Origin of the sequence: Jiella sonneratiae (assembly GCF_017353515.1) — a bacterium.
Classification (GTDB): Bacteria; Pseudomonadota; Alphaproteobacteria; order Rhizobiales; family Rhizobiaceae; genus Jiella; species Jiella sonneratiae.
The window spans coordinates 1-16,294 of sequence record NZ_JAFMPY010000047.1 but is presented as its reverse complement, the minus strand read 5'-3'; the positions used below and the strand labels follow the sequence as shown (position 1 = coordinate 16,294).

Annotated in this window: 17 protein-coding genes and 3 pseudogenes; 10 read left to right on the top strand and 10 right to left on the bottom strand. The window is 65.4% G+C overall.

Annotated features, from left to right (window positions below; translation table 11 throughout):
- The first annotated feature begins 353 nt into the window (after positions 1–353).
- From J1C47_RS22955 to J1C47_RS22935, 5 genes and pseudogenes are all read left to right on the top strand, one after another.
- Positions 354–1,115 carry a LuxR family transcriptional regulator gene (locus J1C47_RS22955; RefSeq protein WP_207353141.1) on the top strand — a complete coding sequence of 254 codons (762 nt, stop codon included), beginning with the start codon at positions 354–356 and terminating at the stop codon, positions 1,113–1,115.
- A 135-nt stretch (positions 1,116–1,250) separates the two neighbouring features.
- A pseudogene (locus J1C47_RS22950) lies at positions 1,251–1,656 on the top strand (SDR family NAD(P)-dependent oxidoreductase); the annotation flags it as partial.
- Positions 1,657–1,968: 312 nt separating this feature from the next.
- Positions 1,969–2,928, top strand: a complete 960-nt coding sequence (locus tag J1C47_RS22945; RefSeq protein WP_207353140.1) for an acetamidase/formamidase family protein — start codon at positions 1,969–1,971, stop codon at positions 2,926–2,928.
- Between the two features lie 187 nt (positions 2,929–3,115).
- Entirely contained in the window at positions 3,116–3,523 is a 408-nt protein-coding gene (locus J1C47_RS22940) for a transposase (protein ID WP_207353139.1), read from the top strand.
- Between the two features lie 275 nt (positions 3,524–3,798).
- Positions 3,799–4,065 carry a hypothetical protein gene (locus tag J1C47_RS22935; RefSeq protein ID WP_207353138.1) on the top strand — a complete coding sequence of 89 codons (267 nt, stop codon included), beginning with the start codon at positions 3,799–3,801 and terminating at the stop codon, positions 4,063–4,065.
- Between the two features lie 61 nt (positions 4,066–4,126).
- Here the strand turns inward: J1C47_RS22935 and J1C47_RS22930 are convergent, their stop codons facing one another.
- From J1C47_RS22930 to J1C47_RS22905, 6 genes are all read right to left on the bottom strand, one after another.
- On the bottom strand, positions 4,127–5,635 hold the full coding sequence (locus J1C47_RS22930) for an AMP-binding protein (protein WP_207353137.1): 1,509 nt from the start codon (positions 5,633–5,635) through the stop codon (positions 4,127–4,129).
- Between the two features lie 48 nt (positions 5,636–5,683).
- Positions 5,684–6,106: a DUF3830 family protein gene (locus J1C47_RS22925; protein ID WP_207353136.1), complete on the bottom strand. Its 423-nt coding sequence runs from the start codon at positions 6,104–6,106 to the stop codon at positions 5,684–5,686.
- Positions 6,107–6,134: 28 nt separating this feature from the next.
- Positions 6,135–7,421 carry a TRAP transporter large permease gene (locus tag J1C47_RS22920; protein ID WP_207353135.1) on the bottom strand — a complete coding sequence of 429 codons (1,287 nt, stop codon included), beginning with the start codon at positions 7,419–7,421 and terminating at the stop codon, positions 6,135–6,137.
- A complete protein-coding gene (locus J1C47_RS22915; RefSeq protein ID WP_207353134.1) occupies positions 7,421–7,936 on the bottom strand; it encodes a TRAP transporter small permease in 516 nt (171 codons plus the stop codon). The genes J1C47_RS22920 and J1C47_RS22915 overlap by 1 nt, the downstream gene beginning before the upstream one ends.
- 78 nt (positions 7,937–8,014) lie before the next feature.
- Entirely contained in the window at positions 8,015–8,998 is a 984-nt protein-coding gene (locus tag J1C47_RS22910) for a TRAP transporter substrate-binding protein (RefSeq protein WP_207353133.1), read from the bottom strand.
- Positions 8,999–9,054: 56 nt separating this feature from the next.
- Complete coding sequence (locus tag J1C47_RS22905; protein ID WP_207353132.1) at positions 9,055–9,942, bottom strand: dihydrodipicolinate synthase family protein; 888 nt, start codon at positions 9,940–9,942, stop codon at positions 9,055–9,057.
- A 157-nt stretch (positions 9,943–10,099) separates the two neighbouring features.
- Here J1C47_RS22905 and J1C47_RS22900 point away from each other — a divergent pair, with 157 nt between their 5' ends.
- From J1C47_RS22900 to J1C47_RS22880, 5 genes are all read left to right on the top strand, one after another.
- A complete protein-coding gene (locus J1C47_RS22900) occupies positions 10,100–10,465 on the top strand; it encodes a tautomerase family protein (protein ID WP_207353131.1) in 366 nt (121 codons plus the stop codon).
- 83 nt (positions 10,466–10,548) lie between these two features.
- Entirely contained in the window at positions 10,549–11,691 is a 1,143-nt protein-coding gene (locus tag J1C47_RS22895) for an acyl-CoA dehydrogenase family protein (protein ID WP_207353130.1), read from the top strand.
- Positions 11,688–13,253 carry an acyl CoA:acetate/3-ketoacid CoA transferase gene (locus tag J1C47_RS22890; protein WP_207353129.1) on the top strand — a complete coding sequence of 522 codons (1,566 nt, stop codon included), beginning with the start codon at positions 11,688–11,690 and terminating at the stop codon, positions 13,251–13,253. The genes J1C47_RS22895 and J1C47_RS22890 overlap by 4 nt, the downstream gene beginning before the upstream one ends.
- Positions 13,250–13,711: a MaoC/PaaZ C-terminal domain-containing protein gene (locus tag J1C47_RS22885; RefSeq protein WP_207353128.1), complete on the top strand. Its 462-nt coding sequence runs from the start codon at positions 13,250–13,252 to the stop codon at positions 13,709–13,711. Before J1C47_RS22890 ends, J1C47_RS22885 begins: the two co-directional genes overlap by 4 nt.
- A gap of 82 nt (positions 13,712–13,793) precedes the next feature.
- Complete coding sequence (locus tag J1C47_RS22880; protein ID WP_207353127.1) at positions 13,794–14,471, top strand: GntR family transcriptional regulator; 678 nt, start codon at positions 13,794–13,796, stop codon at positions 14,469–14,471.
- 72 nt (positions 14,472–14,543) lie between these two features.
- Here the strand turns inward: J1C47_RS22880 and J1C47_RS22875 are convergent, their stop codons facing one another.
- From J1C47_RS22875 to J1C47_RS22860, 4 genes and pseudogenes are all read right to left on the bottom strand, one after another.
- On the bottom strand, positions 14,544–14,819 hold the full coding sequence (locus J1C47_RS22875) for a type 2 periplasmic-binding domain-containing protein (RefSeq protein WP_281065579.1): 276 nt from the start codon (positions 14,817–14,819) through the stop codon (positions 14,544–14,546).
- A 17-nt stretch (positions 14,820–14,836) separates the two neighbouring features.
- On the bottom strand, positions 14,837–15,766 hold the full coding sequence (locus J1C47_RS22870) for a dihydrodipicolinate synthase family protein (RefSeq protein ID WP_207353125.1): 930 nt from the start codon (positions 15,764–15,766) through the stop codon (positions 14,837–14,839).
- Positions 15,763–16,095, bottom strand: a pseudogene (locus J1C47_RS22865) (MaoC family dehydratase); the annotation flags it as partial. The gene J1C47_RS22870 and the pseudogene J1C47_RS22865, both read right to left, overlap by 4 nt.
- A gap of 41 nt (positions 16,096–16,136) precedes the next feature.
- Positions 16,137–16,294 (bottom strand): annotated as a pseudogene (locus J1C47_RS22860) (IS256 family transposase); the annotation flags it as partial.

Sequence of the window (16,294 nt, the reverse complement as noted above, 5' to 3'; positions counted from 1 at the left end):
CCGCACGCAACGGCCTCGTCATCGCTCGCCTACGGCTACGCGATAACGAGGCCGTTGCGCATTCGGCACCCGAAGAGGGGGCCCGTTTGAACGCCGATGAGGGGTCCCGTTCCGAAGCCGTTTGACACTCGCCCTCGACGGTCCTCGTCTCGTCCGGTTCGATCTCACGCCACACGCTGGCTCTCCTCGCTCGCTCACCCGGCTGGCTTCGCCGGATCTTCGAAACCAAGCCTATCGGCGAGGCAGGGACGCGCGCCAGCTATCAGATTTGATAGGTCGGCTTGGCTTCGTCTTGCACCTCGCCGCCTAGGATGTAAACATGGCGCGAAAGTAGTCAGGTGAAGTGACCGCCGATGTTTTCCGATATCGCGGATATCGATCGCTACCTGTCGGGCGGTGCCGATGTCGACGCCCGGATGCGCCTTGCGAGCAAGGCGCTTGCAGGGTTCGGGTTGTCGTCGCTGCTCTACGATTTCACGCCGGTGAAATACGGCCACGACGGGTCGGTCGCGCTGCCGTCGTTCATCTCGATGCAGAATGTGCCGTCGGACATGGTGAAGGTCTGGCGCGACGACGGCTTCTACCACATCGACCCGGTCCAGCAGCTGGCCTTCCGCTCGCACCTGCCCTTCGTCTGGTCCTATCGCGCCGGCGGGCGGACGCCGCTCAACCGGATCCTGGAAGGCAGGCACGCGCCGGTCGTCGACTATGTCCACGACATGAAGATCACCTGCGGGCTGTCCGTGCCCGTCCACATGCCGAACGGCGAATGCGCCGTGGTCACGGGCATACGGCATGACGCGGACGGCGATTTCGAGGACGTGATCGCCTGCCGTGTCGCGGATTTCGCCCTGTTTGCCCATGTCCTGCACGAGAAGATCTATCCGCTGTTCGGTCCGGAGACGCTCTCGGCTCGGCCGATCGATCTGACCCCGCGCGAGCGCGAATGCGTTGCCTTCGCGGCCGAGGGGCTGACGGCGAAGGAGATCTCGCTGCGTCTGTCGCGATCGGTGCCGACGGTGGTCATGCATCTCAACGCCGCCGCGCGAAAGCTCTCGGCGGCGAACCGCGCCCAGCTGATCGCGCGCGCCGCGCACTACCGGCTGCTCGACTGACCAGGCAACGCGGCAGTGCCGGGACCAAATCGCCGACCTTTTGGGCATGAAAGGGCAGATGCATGGATCTCACGTCGCAAGGCCGCAAGGCGCCCGTCACCGGGGGCACGAAGGGTATTGGGCGCGCGATCGCGGAGGCTGGTCTGTGCGGCAATGCCGTTCCTGAAAGAGAGCGACGGCGCTTCGATCGTGACGATCTCCAGCGCTTCGGGCCGTGAGATCGATTTCGCCGCCGGGCCCCACGGCGCCTTCAAGGCGGCCTTGATCCACTACACGCAGGGCCCTGCGTTCGAGCTCGCTGCCAAGAACATCCGTGCCAACACCGTCTCGCCAGGCAACGTTGACTTCAAGGGCGGCGTCTTAAGCCAGATCGAGACCGGCAACCCGGAGCTGTTCGAGGCATCGCGTGCGCTGAACCCGACCAGGCGCATGGCGACGCAGCGGAAGATCGCCGACGGCGTGTGTTCCTCGCCCGCCCGGCCGCAAGTTTCATTACCGCACCAATCTCGTGATCGGCGGGGCGGTGACCCGGGGCGTGCAGTGCCGAGACCAGTCAGACCCGGGAGAGCGTCGCCGACGCTCTCAGGAATATCGAGCCCAGCCATCGCTGCGCGCTTCTCGTCGGCGGCTAGTGGATTGAATTTGACATCTGAGTCCTGGTCGGGTGAGGCGTCTTATCAAATGTCAAATTCAAAAAATCCAATAGGATCATGAACTTGGCTAGTGGTCTTTCGATTCCGACATTTGCTGCGCGGTCTCGACAAAGCGGTGCCAAATGTCGGAATCGGACCACTAGGCGGGCGGGCGGGGCGGCCGGTTGTCACGTCGGAGGCAGTATCATCGTGAGGCCAGAATGGCTGACGTGAAGGGCATCGTCCCGAAAAGCTACGAGATCCCCGCAACCCACGAATCCATGGTCTGGGGCTATATCGACTCCAGCGTCCCGCCGATCCTGCGGATACAGTCGGGCGACATCGTCACGCTGCATTCTTTTCCGGCGGGCGGCGCCGAAATTCTCCCGGAGCGTCCCGACATGGTGCCGGACGCGTACCGCGAGGCGATCGACGCGCTGCCGCAGGGACCCGGCCCGCATTTCATCACCGGCCCGGTCCATGTCGAAGGGGCGGCTCCGGGCGATGTCCTCCAGATCGACATCCTTGAGACCAGCGTCTGGATGGACTGGGGCTTCGTCGCGATCCTGCCGCTCCTCGGCACCCTTCCGGAAGCCTTCACCGAATACGAGACCATTCGCCCGGCGATCGACCGCGAGCGCCAGGTCTGCATCATGCCGTGGGGCGCGGAGATCCCGCTCGACCCGTTCTTCGGCATCGTCGCCGTTGCGCCGCCGCCGGCCTGGGGCCGTTGCGGCTCGCCGGTCCCGCGGGTGTTCGGCGGCAACATGGACAACCGGGAACTGAAGCCCGGAACGACGCTCTATCTGCCGGTCTTCAACGAGGGCGCGCTGTTCTACGCCGGCGACGGCCACGGCGTTCAGGGCGATGGCGAGGTGTGCCTGACCGCGCTCGAAACCGGCTGCAGCGGAACCTTTCGCCTGACCGTCCGCAAGGACCTCGACTTCGACCGGCCGTTCGCCGAAAGCAAGACCCATCTCATCTCGATCGGCCTCAACGAGGATCTCGACGATGCGGCCAAGGAGGCGGTGGCGGAGATGGTCAGGCATGTCTGCCGGCGGACCGAACTGACCCGCAACCAGGCCTATATGCTGATCTCGCTCGCCGGCAATCTGCGCATTACGCAACTCGTGGATGGCAACAAGGGCGTGCACATGATGCTGGACAAGGCGCTTCTGTGATCGCCGGGCATGGCACGCCGGCGGAAGCTGGCACCCGATTTGCATCGATCCGGCCGGGCGGTTCCATGGCTGCCATGGCCGGCCGCCCGAGAGCTGTTCGACGCCGGGATCACGCGATGAGGACAAACAGGGGCGGAAGACGGAGCTGGCTTTGGGGTCGCGCGGGGCGCACTGCCGGAGGCATGGCATGAGACGGACCAACCACACCGACGCGGAGATCCTGTCGCTTCTCCACGAGGCGGAAGCGGGCGTGCCGATCAGCGACATCTGCGCCTCGGCCTATGTGTCGCAACGGACCTTCTATCGCTGGCGGAAACGCTTCGGAGGCCTGAAGCCGGAGGCGCTCAAGCGCCTGCGGACGCTGGAACTCGAGAACCAGCATCTGCGGATCCTCGTCGGGCGATTGCGGGAGCGAAACCCCGACGGCGTCTGGTCCGGCTGGTCGGCCGAGGAGGCCGCGTCCGCCCGGTCCGGCCTGGCAGAGGATCGCTGGGCGGATGGTGTTAAGGCCAGACCGGCGCCGCGGGCGGGCCGCCACTGCGGCTCGGGCCACGCGGCGGGACGGTTCGCCAGCCTGCGCGCCGGCCGCTGTTGATCGTCGCCGTTCGGCAACGGCTGCTCCGACCGGACGCGCCGGCCCAATGGGGTTTTCCGGTCTCCTTGCCGGTTCGAAGCGCCCGTCTCCCGGGCTGGCTGCCATGCGAATAGGCAGGGTGGGCCAAGTTCGCGGCGGCGCCCGCGGCCGATCGCCGGGTGCAGCGATTGTGGCCTCCGTCATAATGATTATGAAGCGGCCGGACGCGCCTCGAAAACGAGGTCTTCGTCAACCCGAGCGACGGCGTCCTCCCGCCCGCCAACAGGCGGACAGAAATGCGTCACCTTCCGACATGGCCTTCCGGAGTGCCGGCTCGTTCCGCTTTCGCCGGCCGGTCGAAAATCGCCGACGTTGGCGGTCCGTCTCGACCTACCGGCGCAACGCGCGTCCTCGCGCGCCAGAAGGCGCATCATCGCGATGTCCTCGACCTCGACCTCGACCTCGACCTCGACCTCGGGCGCGATCTGCGGGCGGAGGCCGAGCCGGTCCATCAAGGCGTCGAAGCCGATTTGGACACCGCTGTCGGCCATCGGCAAAAATGACGGGATTCTCCCGCGGGCGCTCGTCCCTCGTCGCTTCACGTTTGCGATGAAAGCGTTCCGCCTACGATCGGGACGCTGCAACGGCGCTTGCGTAATCGGCCTTGAGAGCCCGCCGGCGAATCTTCCCGAAACCATCGCGCGGAAGGCTGGCGACGATCTCCACATGTTTCGGGATCTCAGGCCTCGTCAGGCCCTGGGAGCAGACGCTGCGCACCGCTTCGGCCGTCAGCGTGGCGCCGGGCATGAGCGAGATGAGCGCCACCACGCTCTGGCCCCATTCGCGATCCTCGGCCCCGAAGACCACGGCATCGGCGATCTCGGGATGGCGCATGAGCTCGGCCTCGACACGCTCCGGGTTCACCTTGACGCCGCCGGTGTTGATCACGTCGTCGCGGCGTCCGGTCAGGTAGAGGTAGCCATCCGAATCGAGCCACCCCGTGTCGCCGATGCTTTGGAAGCCGTCGGCGTCGGCGCGGGGAGGGGGCGCGTCCGGACCGACATAGCGGCTGCGGCTGTCAAGGTCGTCGGGCCGCATGAATATCTCGCCGATCTCCCCCGGCTCGAGGAGGCCTCCCGCCTCGTCGCGGATCCGAATCTTCGTCTCGAAGCCGCGGCCGACCGAGCCCTCGTGTGACAGCCATTCCGGCCCCGAGATCACCGTCTGTCCGGTGTTCTCGCCCGAGCCGTACATTTCGAACACGCGCTCAGGCCCCAATCTTTCGATCCAAGCTCGCTTGAGCCAGATCGGGCAAGGGGCTGCCGTGTGATAGAAGGAATGGAGACTTTCGAGGCTTGCGCCGCTCGCCGGCAGTTGCGCCGACATGCGCACCATCATCGTCGGCACGAGCATCGCGAAGCCGACGGCGAACCGGTCGATGGCGGCAAGCGCGCGCCCGGCGTCGAACCGTTCCATCAAGACGAGGGTGTTGCCCTCGAAGAGCCCGTTCTGGGCCCAGGTGAAAGGCGCATTGTGGGACATCGCCCCGCAGACGAGCTGCACCTGATCGGCGCGAAATCCGAGGGCAGGCGCGACCTTGCCCCAGCTCTTGCCGGGAACGCGGACGAAGGGCCGGTCGTCGGCCATCAGCTTCGGCAGGCCGGTCGAACCGCCGGACATGACGATCTTGCCGGGTCGCGAAACGCGATCCTCCAAGGGCGCATCCGATTGTTCGGCGGCGAGGCGCTCAAGGGTGTCGAGGCTGAGATCGCCGCACCCTGGCCTGCGATGCAGGCGCAGCCGCGCCCCGATCCGCCGGCACAGCGCGTCGGCCGTCGATTCCGGCAGGCTCGGATCGAGCACCATGGTCGTCGCGCCGAGGCGCCAGATCGCCAGGGCAACGGTGAGATGCGCCGGCGTGTTGGCAAGGCCGAAGGCGACGACATCGCCCTCGGTCACGCCCCTTTTTGCCAATGCCCGGGCGATCCGGTTCACGCTTTCGTCAAGCGTTGCCCAGCTAATCGCCTCTTCGCTGCCGTCGGCCGCGAGAAACTGCACCGCCGTCGCATTGCCGCGCTCGGCGGCCAGTTGCGCAAGGCGCGCGCCGTAGGTGATGGCGGTATCGTCACGCATGAAAAGCCCTTTCACCGGCCGACTGCCAACGCTCGGGCCGCGAACGCTTCAGGCGTCCGCATCCTCGAAGACGATCTCCTGCGCCCCTTCCCATAGCACCTTCGGCCCCAGCGCCGGCAGGTGATCGAGATTGGAGGTGAGCGTGATGAAATGGTTGCCGGCAAGCTGTCCCATTTTCGAAGCGAAGGCCACGCCGCCATAGGCGAGCAGGATTTCGGTCTCGCTGATGCCGCCGGGATAAAGGATGATCTGTCCCGGCGCGGGATAGCTGGTGTGGTTCTCGTAACCGACGTCGAACTGCGTGTCGCCCAGAGGAATCCACACGGCCTCGCCGCTCCAGCGCACGTGAACGACCTTGCTGACGAAGGGCATGCGGGCTTTGAAGGCGGCGACGGTTCGTGGCGCTTTCTCCGTTTCGAAACGGGCGTCGAAGGCAATGCCCGCGATCCGGACTTTCAGGTCTTGCGTCATGGTTTCCTTGTTTCTCGGCTTCAGGGGATCAGTCGATGAGGCCCGCCATCCGCGGCAGAAACAGCGACAGGTCGGGCACGAAGGTGACGAGCATGAGGATCGCGAACATTCCGATCAGCGGAAAGGCGAGCCTCCGGGAGACCTGGATCACCGATCGGCCGGCGACGCTGGAGGCGACGAAGAGCGAGACGCCGTAGGGTGGCGTGACCGTGCCGAGTGCGCAGTTGAGGATGATCAAAAGCCCGAAATGGATGGGGTCGATGCCGATGTCGTGGGCGATCGGCGTCAGCACGGGCACGACGATGAGGATCGCGGCGATCGTCTCGAGGAACATGCCGATGACCAGAAAGAGCGCATTGGCGATGAGCAGGAAGACGACCTGGCTGCTGGACACGTCGCGGATCCATGCGCCGATGATCTGCGGCACGTTGGCATTGGCGATCAGCCAGGCAAAGACGCTGGCCGTGCCGATGATCAGCATGACGGCGGCCGACAGCGAGGCGGTCTTGAGGATGAGGTCGGGCAGGGCGGCGGGCTTCAACTCGCGATAGACCAGCATGCCCACCAAGAGGCCGTAGAAGCCCGACACGGCGGCGGCCTCGGTCGGAGTGAAGACGCCGCCGAGAATGCCGCCGAGGATGAGCACAGGCATGCCCGCGGCAGGCAGCGCCGCCCAGCCGGTGCGCAGCAGCCGCGAGAAGGTGAAGGCTTCGCTCTCGCGGTATTGCGGCCCGCCTTTGCGGGCATGAAGCCAGGCGATCACCATCAGGACGAGAATGCACAGAAGTCCGGGAATGACTCCCGACAGAAACAGTGCGCCGATCGAGACATTGGAGACGACCGCGAGGATCACCATGGTGAGGCTCGGCGGGATCACCTGGGCGATCGAGCCGGCGCAGGCGATCAGTGCGGCACCGAAGTCGACGTCGTAGTTCCGGCGTCTCAGCTGCGGCTGCATGATCGCCGAGATCGCGGCGGTGTCGGCCGAACCCGAGCCGGAAATCGCAGCGAGGCCCGCCGCCGCAAGGCACGAGACCTGCAGCAGGCTGCCGACCATCCAGCCGATGATCGCGGACGCGAAGTCGACGATCCGCCGCGAGATGCCGCCGGCATCCATGATCACGCCGGCGAAGACGAAGAACGGGATGGACATGAGGGTGAAGGAGTTCAGCCCGGCGAAGACGCGCTGGCTGACGATGGCGACCGGCACATGCGTCGTGGTCACCAGCGCCAGAACCGCCGACATGCCGAGCACGAAGACGACAGGCACACCAAGGGCCAGGAGCGCGACGAAGGCGATCGCGATGATGGCCATCAGATCGCTTCTTCGATGCCGTCGGCGACGGGCTCCGGAAACGGATCGTACCAGCGCCTTACGACCGACAGAATGAGTTCGATCGCGATATAGGCGGCGCCGACCGGCAGGCAGAGATAGATCCATTTCATCGGCAGGCCGAGGGCGGGCGATGACTGGAACGCGCCGAGCTTCAGCAGGGGCAGGCTGCCATAGGCAAGGACCGCGAGGAAGGCGATGGTGACCGCCGCGATGGCGAGCAGCGCGATCCGGGCGAGGGGAAGCGGCAGCATGGCCGGGAGCATGTCGATCGCCACATGCTGGTTGCGCGCCATGGCGACCCCGGCGCCCAGCAGCACCAGCCAGATCTGGCTGAAGGTGGCGATCTCGGTGGCCGAGGCGATCGAATAGTTCAACAGATAGCGCCCGACGACCTGGACGAGGACGGCGATCATCATCACCGAAAACAGCAGGATCACCGCGCCCGAGGCGAGGCGGCGCAGGATGAGACAGAGCCGTTCCAGAAGCTGAAGCATCGCGTCATTTCCTTGCCAGAGACCGCCGATGCCCGGCCCGGCCGCAAGCGCGCCGGGCCGGAACATTCCAAGGACAGCCTATTTGACCGCTTCGATCAGCCCGTAGAGCTTCTTCTGCTCGTCGGACTGGACGTATTTGTCCATGATCGGGCCGGCGGCCGCCCGGAACGGGGCGATGTCGGGATGGGTGACTTTGACGCCCTCGGCCTTGATGTCGGCCAGCCGGGCCTGATCGCTCTCGCGATAGAGCTTGCGCTGATAGGTGCCGGCTTCGAGGCCCGCTTCGTCGAGGGCCTTCTGCACGTCGGCCGGAAGCGCCTCATAGGCGTCCTCGCCCATGATCACCGGAGCGACCAGCTCCAGCCAGGCGACGGTCGCCCAGTCGGGCGCCACCTCGTAGAACTTCTTGGCGTAGTAGTTCGTGTTGGCGGCTTCGGCGCCGTCGACGACGCCGGTTTCCAGCGCGCCGTAGAGCTCGGTATAGGCAAGCGGCGTCGGATTGGCGCCGAAGGCCTTGAAGGTGTCGAGATGCGCCTCGTTCTGCATGGTGCGGATCTTCAGGCCCTTCAGGTCGTCGATCGAGGCGATGGGCTTCTTCGTCATGATGTGGCGGGTGCCGGCCGAAAACAGGCTGACGAGATGGAAGCCCTTTTCCTTCAGGATGTCCTGGATTTCGGCGACGACCTTCGGATCGGACAGAGCGCGATCCATCTGGTCGGAATCCTTGAACAGGAATGGGAGGCTGAAGACGCTGAGTTCCGGAACGAAGTTGACGAGGGTCTCGTTGGCCGTCACCGCGATGTCGACGGTGCCCATCTGGGTGCCCTGGATGCTCTCCATCTCGTCGCCGAGCTGGGCATTGGGAAAGACCTGGATGGTCGCCTTGCCACCGCTCTTGTCTTCCAGGAGATCGCTCATCTTTTCCATGCCGAGGCCGTAGGGCTCGTCGGCATTGGCGTTGTGACTGGCCTTCAGCGTGATTTCCTGGGCGAGGGCTGCCGACGACATCTGCGTGCTGGCGAGAGCGAGCGAAAGCGCAACGGCTATGGGTCCAAATCTCATCTGCGAAACCTTCTGGTTGGTTGGCTGTGGAGGGTGGCGGCTTTGCCCGGGGCGCCTTAGGAGGCGGGGAGCAGGCGCAATTCCTGCAGGATGGTACGCAGCGCCGCCTGCCGCTCTTTCGGCAACGGCAGGCGCGGGGGGCGCGGATCGCCCATGCCCTTTCCGATCATCGCCATCGCGGCCTTGGTCGCGGAGACGTAGAGGTCGCCGGCCAGCATGTTGATGAGCGGCAGCGCGCGCAGATAGATCTCGCGCCCTTTCGCTTCGCCGCCCGGCTTCGTCGTCTCCTCGAACATCGCGGCCGAGAGCTTCGGGGCGATATTGGCGAAGACCGAGCTGTAGCCCTCGGCTCCGGCGAGATAGCTTTCCCACGGGTAGTAGCCGGCAAAGACGGTCATCCGGTCGCCGCAGCGCGCCAGGATCTCGGTGACGCGGTGGACGTTCTTCGAAGTGTCCTTGATGTACGAGATGTTGTCGATCTGCGAGAGACGCGCGACGAGATCGGCGCCGAGATCGACATTGGCCGTGAACGGGTTGTTGTAGAGCATCACCGGGATCGAGATTGCCTCGGCCACCCGCCTGAAATGGACGAACAGCTCCTCCTCGGTCGGCGAGGAATAGTAGGGCGGCACCAGCATCACGCCGTCCGCGCCGAGCGCTTCGGCCTCGCGGCTGAGCGCGACCGCCTCATCTGTCCACTCGGCGGCCGTGCCGATCAGGACCGGCACCTGTCCGTCCGCCTGCCGGATCACCGTCTCGGCGACGGCCGTCCGCTCGTCGCGGGTCAGCGACAGGAACTCCCCCGTGCTGCCGAGCGGGATGAGGCCGTGGGATCCTTCGGCGATCTGCCAGTCGACATAGCTGCGCAGGCGCTCGAGATCGAGCCGGCCTTCGGCATCGAACGCGGTGACGCAAACGGTGTAGCTGCCTCGGAAGGTCGTCACGCTGGATCCTTGTGTTCCTGGCCGCGGCAGAATTTTATCAACTGCCCCCGTATACAGTTGAGATGTGATCTTATAATCCGTCAAGTCCCAATTTGTGGGCAGGCTCAAAAAAGAGGCTTTTGCCGCGGCCGCCTTTCACGTCTGGACAGCGAGACCCATGCCTTTCATCGAACTCTACGACTTCGAGCCAGCTCCTGAAGTGCGGGCTGTCGCCACCCGTCGGATCACCGATGGTCTCTGTTCGGCTTTTGGAATCAAGCCGGAAATCGTGACCATCTATTATCTTTCGACCCCGCACTATTCCTACGGACATGCCGCGAAACACGGCACTTCTGCCGAGAAATTCCGCATCTTCGCCAAGGTCCATGCATTCCCGCGCGACCAGGCGATGAAACAGCAGGCAGCGTGCGAAATCACCGAAGCGATCAGCCGGGCCTATGGCGCGTCGCCGGACGACGTCGTCGTCTATTTCTTCGATCGATCACCCGCCGATGCATTCCATGCGGGCAAGCCGGCGGGGTAGAGAGCACAGCTTTCCACAAGATCGCATCTTGCGCAAATGGTCAAAATTCGATCAAATATTGTCTGATGCAGAAAGGAGGGTCCGTGGAGCGTTTGTATACCGAGGACCAGCGGATGGTGCGCGACAGCGCCCGCCGGTTCAGCGACGAGGTCCTGGCCCCGCAGGCTGCGGCGATCGACCGCGAGGACGAATTCCCGCGCGAAATCTATGTCGGCCTCGCGGACCAGGGCTTCTTCGGCGTTGCCCTGCCGGAGGAAGCCGGCGGCGCCGGACTGGATGCGCTCGCGGCCTGTATCGTGATGGAGGAGATCGCCCGCGGTTCGGGCGCGGTGGGCAATGCCTTTGCGATACCCGTGGAGGCGGCTTCGTTTCTCCATCACCACGGCAGCGATGAGCACAAGGCGCTGATCCCGGGCATTCTCGACGGATCGGTCATTCCGGCGACCGCCGTCACCGAGCCCGACCACGGCTCCGACGTCGCGGGAATGCGGACGACCGCGAGGCGGGAGGGCGACGACTACGTCATCGACGGCACGAAGGCCTGGGTGACGTTCGGCCGGATCGCCGACGTCGTCATGGTCTTTGCCAAGACCGACCCGTCCGCCGGCCATCGCGGCGTCAGCTGCATTCTGGTGGAAACCGGGCGCAGGGGCGTTTCGCGCGGCAAGTCCGAAGAGCTTCTCGGCATGCATGGCCTTGCCGAATGCCAGATCAGCTTCGACGCGGTCCGGGTGCCGGTGTCGAACCGGATCGGTCCGGAACACGGCGCCTTCAAGATGGCGATGGTGAACTTCGACTTCTCGCGGCTGATGATGTCGTCGATGGCGCTCGGCATGACCCAGGCGGCGATGGAAGACGCGATCGCCTATGCCAGGACGCGCAAGCAGTTCGGCAAGGAGATCTTCGAGTTCCAGGCGGTCCAGTTCATGATTGCCGACATGGCCAAGGATATCGCCGCGGCCCGTCTGCTGATCCACCACGCGGCCCGCCTCTACGACGCCGGCGAGCCGATCGCCCTCGAGGCGGCCCAGGCCAAGCTGTTCACGACGGACATGGCCCAGACCCATGTCTCGAACGCGCTGCAGATCCATGGCGGCAATGGCTACAGCCGCGAATACCGCATCGAGCGGCTGTTCCGCGATGTCCGGCTGTCGCCGATCTACGAAGGCACCAACCAGATCCAGCGGATGATCATCGCCCGCCAGATCGCGAAACGATACGCATGAGTCTCAGCATCATCGGCCCCGACGAAGCCGCGGCGCTCGTCGGCGACGGCGCGACCCTGGTGGTCGGGGGCAATGGCGGCACCGGCGTCGCCGAGCGGCTCCTGGAGGCGCTGCAGTCGCGGTTCCTCGCAACGCATTCGCCGTCGGGACTGACGCTGATCCATGTCACCGGCGTCGGCGCCGTCAGCGAGAAGGGGCTGTGCAGGCTGGCCCATGAAGGCCTCGTCGCACGTGTCTTCGGCAGCAATTTCGGCCTGCAGCTGCCGCTGATGCGGCTGATCGTCGAAAACCGGATCGCCGGCTACAATCTGCCCCAGGGCGTGATGGCACAGATGTTCCGCGCCCAGGCGGCAGGGCAGCCCGGCATCGTCACCCATGTCGGCCTCGGCACCTATATGGAGCCCGAACAGGATGGCGGGCGGATGAACGCGCTGGCGACGGAGACGGTCGTCGAGCGGCTGAGCCTTCGTGGGCGGGACTATCTCTTTTACAGGATGCCGGCGCCCGACATCTGTTTCATTCGCGGGACGTCCGCCGACGAGGACGGCTACGTCGCGATGGAGCACGAGGCGACGACGCGCGAGGATCTGTCGATCGCCCAGGCCGTCCACAATGCAGGCGGCACGGTGATCTGCCAGGTCAAGCGGATCGTCAAGGCCGGCAGCCTGCACCCCCAGATGGTCAAGATCCCCGGCTTTCTCGTCGATCATGTCGTGGTCGACCCGGATCAGGCCCAGACCTATACGACCGGCTACGATCCGTCCCGTTCGGGCGAGGTCCGCATGCCCGTCGCGCGGCATGCCCCAGATCCCCTGAGCGAGCGGCGGGTGATCGCCCGGCGCGCGGCGATGGAATTGCGCGCCGGTGAAGCCGTCAATCTCGGCGTCGGCATATCCGCGATGATCCCCAATGTCGCAGCCGAGGAGGGGATCGAGGATCTGATCACGCTGACGGTCGAGGCCGGCGTCATCGGTGGCGTTCCGGGATACGCCCGGGAATTCGGGACCGCCTACAATCCGCGCGCCATCATCGATCAGCCCTACCAGTTCGATTTCTACGACGGCGGCGGTCTGGGCTGCGCCTTCGTCTCCTTCGCGGAGATCGACGCCGAGGGCCATGTCAACGTCACCCGCTTCGGCGACCGCTACGATGGCGCCGGAGGTTTCATCAACATCACCCAGAACACCCGGCGGCTGGTCTTCAGCGGCACGCTGACCGGCGGCGGCCTGTCGTGCAGCTTCGAGGCGGGGCGGCTGAAGATCGACCGCGAGGGTCGCACCCGCAAATTCGTCGAGAGGGTCGGCCAGATCAGCTTCAACGGCCGGATGGCGCGCGAGCGGGGCCAGGACGTCACCATCGTCACCGAGCGCGCCGTCTTCAGGCTCGCGGCCGATGGCCTCGTCCTGACGGAGATCGCGTCGGGGGTGCGGCTCGAGGAGGACGTCCTGCGCCACATCGGTTTCGCGCCGCGGGTCGCGGATGATCTCAAGGAGATGGACGCGCGGCTGTTTCGGCAAGCGCCCATGGGTATTGCCGCAGACCTCAGGGGAGACGGGCCGTGAGCACAGTCGAAAATCTCTTTTACGAAGATGTCGAGGTCGGCGCCGTCTTCAGGACGGCCGATCATACGATCACCGAGGCGGATATCATTGATTTCGCGCGTCTGACCCGGGACCGACATCCGCTCCATTGCGACGCCGACTATGCGCGCAGGGCCGGTTTCCCGGGTCTCATCGCCCATGGCCTTTTCGGCCTGTCGCTGATGGAAGGGCTGAAAAGCGAACTGAAGCTCTACGAGGATACTTCGATCGCTTCGCTCGGCTGGAACGCCGTGCGCTTCGTCAAACCACTCCTAGTCGGCGACGTTCTCCACGTGGAGATGGCCTTCACCGCAAAGCGTCCGAGCCGGAGCCGTCCAGCGGGTGTCATCACGGAAGCGGTCAGGCTCCTCGACGCGCAAGGCGAGGTGAAGATCGACGCCGAACATATCTCCTTGATCCGGATGCGGCCGACGCAGTAGCCACCATGTCCCGGCAAGGGGCCGCCGCCCGCTGCTGCCTGATCCGGCCTCCGCCCATGAACGAGACATCGCGAAGCAAGCAATGAGCAAGCCGAAAAAGGGCGACGAACTGATCGAGCCGGCGGGCAATTCGGTGGATCTTGCGACCCGCCTCGTTCGCGAAGCGATCCTCAATGGCGGCTTCGGCCCCGGCGAGCGGCTCAAGATCGGCGAATTGGCGACCCGGTTCGGTCTCAGCCCGATGCCGCTGCGCGAGGCCCTGCGCAAACTCGAAGGCGAGGGGCTCGTCGAGATCGAGCAGAACAAGGGCGCCACCGTGCGCCGGCTCGACCGGGAGTACGTCTCCGACCTGTTCGAGCTCAACACGGATCTGCGGATCATCGCCATCCGGCGCGGCGTCCGGCAGTTGACTTTGGCCCGCATCGAAACGCTCGAAACCCTGGCCGAAGACTACGCCCGAGCGGTCGAGACCGGCGACGACGCCGGGGCGCTCGAGCTCAATCGCCGCTTCAACACCTGCCTCGTCGAGTTCGGCGGCAATCGCGAGGCGCTGCGGATCTTTCAGCGCGGCTGGGAAATGATCGGCGCCTTCCGGCGCAGCTTCGGCTATGGCGAGGGCCGGCGGCGGGGGCTCGCCGACGAGATGAAGCTGCTCGTCGGCGCGCTGCGTCGCCATGACCTCGAATATGCGGAGGCGATCCTGCGCATGCAGAACGCCGCCGTGATGGAAGACTTGATGGCGCAGATCGACCTGCCCTGAGCGCGGCTCCAGCGCGAAAAAGGCGCCGGGCGGAGGGCCCGCCCGATGCTTTCAGATGCGGCCGGCTGACGGCTATTCGGCGGTCAACGCGTCGAACAGCGCCTTCTGGCTGTCGCTCTTCAGCATCTCCTTGTAGAGCGGGATCGAGGCTTTCCGAAACGGCGCCGGATCCGGCCTGGTGATCTTGACGCCCTTTTCCTTGAGAGCGTCGAGCAGCGGCGTTTCCTGATCCTCGACATAGCTGCGCTGCCATTCGGCCGATTCATGGGCCGATTCCAGGAGCGCCGTCTGGATTTTTTCCGGAAGGGCGTCGAACGCGCTCTTCTGCATGACGACGACCGCCGTCAGCGGGCCGCTCGCTCATCTCACAGGAGCCCGGCGTCGATCAGCGCGACGCGCACGCCTTCGACGATCTCTGGCGATTGCGGCAGCAGCGGCAGGCGCGGCGCGGCGTTGTCGATGACGCCCATGAGTTTCAGGCCCTCTTTCATGCGGGTATGCATGTCGATGACCGGCGCAGGCCCGTAGATCGCCCGCACGATCGGGTGCAGCCGGTCGGACGCGGCGCGCATGGCGGCGAGGTCCATCGCTCGAGAGGCCCGCCACAGATCGGCGAGCAGGCCGGGCGTGAGACTCGCGAGGCCCGAGAGGATGCCGTCGCCCCCGACGGCGAGCTGGGCCATGAACCAGTTGAAGTTGGAGGGAAGGATGGCGCAGTCGGGCGCCGCCTTCTTCACGGCACGCCAGTTCTCCTCGTAGGCGAGCATGGTGGCGCTGCCCTCCTTGATCGCGACCACCTCCGGTATCATCGCGATCTCGGCGAGCGCCTTGGTCGAGAAGCCGAAGCCCGAGGCGAGGGGAAACTGGAACACCGAAAGCGGCATCTTCAGCTCGCCGGCGAGCTTTTCCATGAATTTCACCGGCGCGGCGGTCGAGGCGTTGCCGCCGCCGAGCGCTTCGGCAGGAAAGATCACCGCGACGTCGGCGCCGGCCTCGCGCGCCGCCTCGGCCTGTCGGACCGCATCGGGATAGCCGGTCGGGATCACGCCGGCCATCAGCGGTCGGTCCCTGCCGATCTGCTCGCGGGTCCTCAAGATCACCTCGGCCCGTTCTGCGTCGGTGAGCGCCGTCGCCTCGCCGGCATGGCCGTTGACGAAGACGCAGTCGGTCGTCTCCGGCCGGGCCGAGTGGTCGAGCACGGCCTCGTAGCCGGCCCAGTCGATGGCGCCATTCGCCTTAAAGGGGAGGACGGTCGCGACGGTGATGCCGCCAAGGTCGTGTCCGGACAAAATCATTGGGGGCCAGGTGCTTTCTTTCGAGGGAATTTGAGGGTGGCATCGGCCTTCAGCACCTCGGTGCCGGCTTCGTTTCGCGCAGCGGCCTGCCAGTCGACGGTGCGGTTGGCCTCGTCCTTGCCGCTGATCCATATGTCGAAGATGATCGTATCGCCATAGCGCACCGCGCCGGTGAACCAGAAACAGTCGCGAACCGAGACGCCGACGGTGCCGACGAGTTCGGCGGTAAGCACCGAGGTGCAGATGCCCGCGACGAGGATTCCCGGGGCGAGGCGCTCGCCGAAGCGGGTGGTCGAAGCATAGCCCTCATCGACATGGACCGGACCGAAATCGCCGGTGAGCTATGGCTGATTTTGGGTGACGGGTCCGATCAGGCGGCGCGTTGATCGGCGTCTGGGCTGACCGCGACGCCGTCGGTGAATGTGACGCCCGCAATGACCATCGGCAAGCGATTTTCGCCTTTCAGCTTCCGCCAAGTTTTTGAAGCGGCCATGACGAGCTTGAAGACCATGAGCTCGGCGGTCTTGT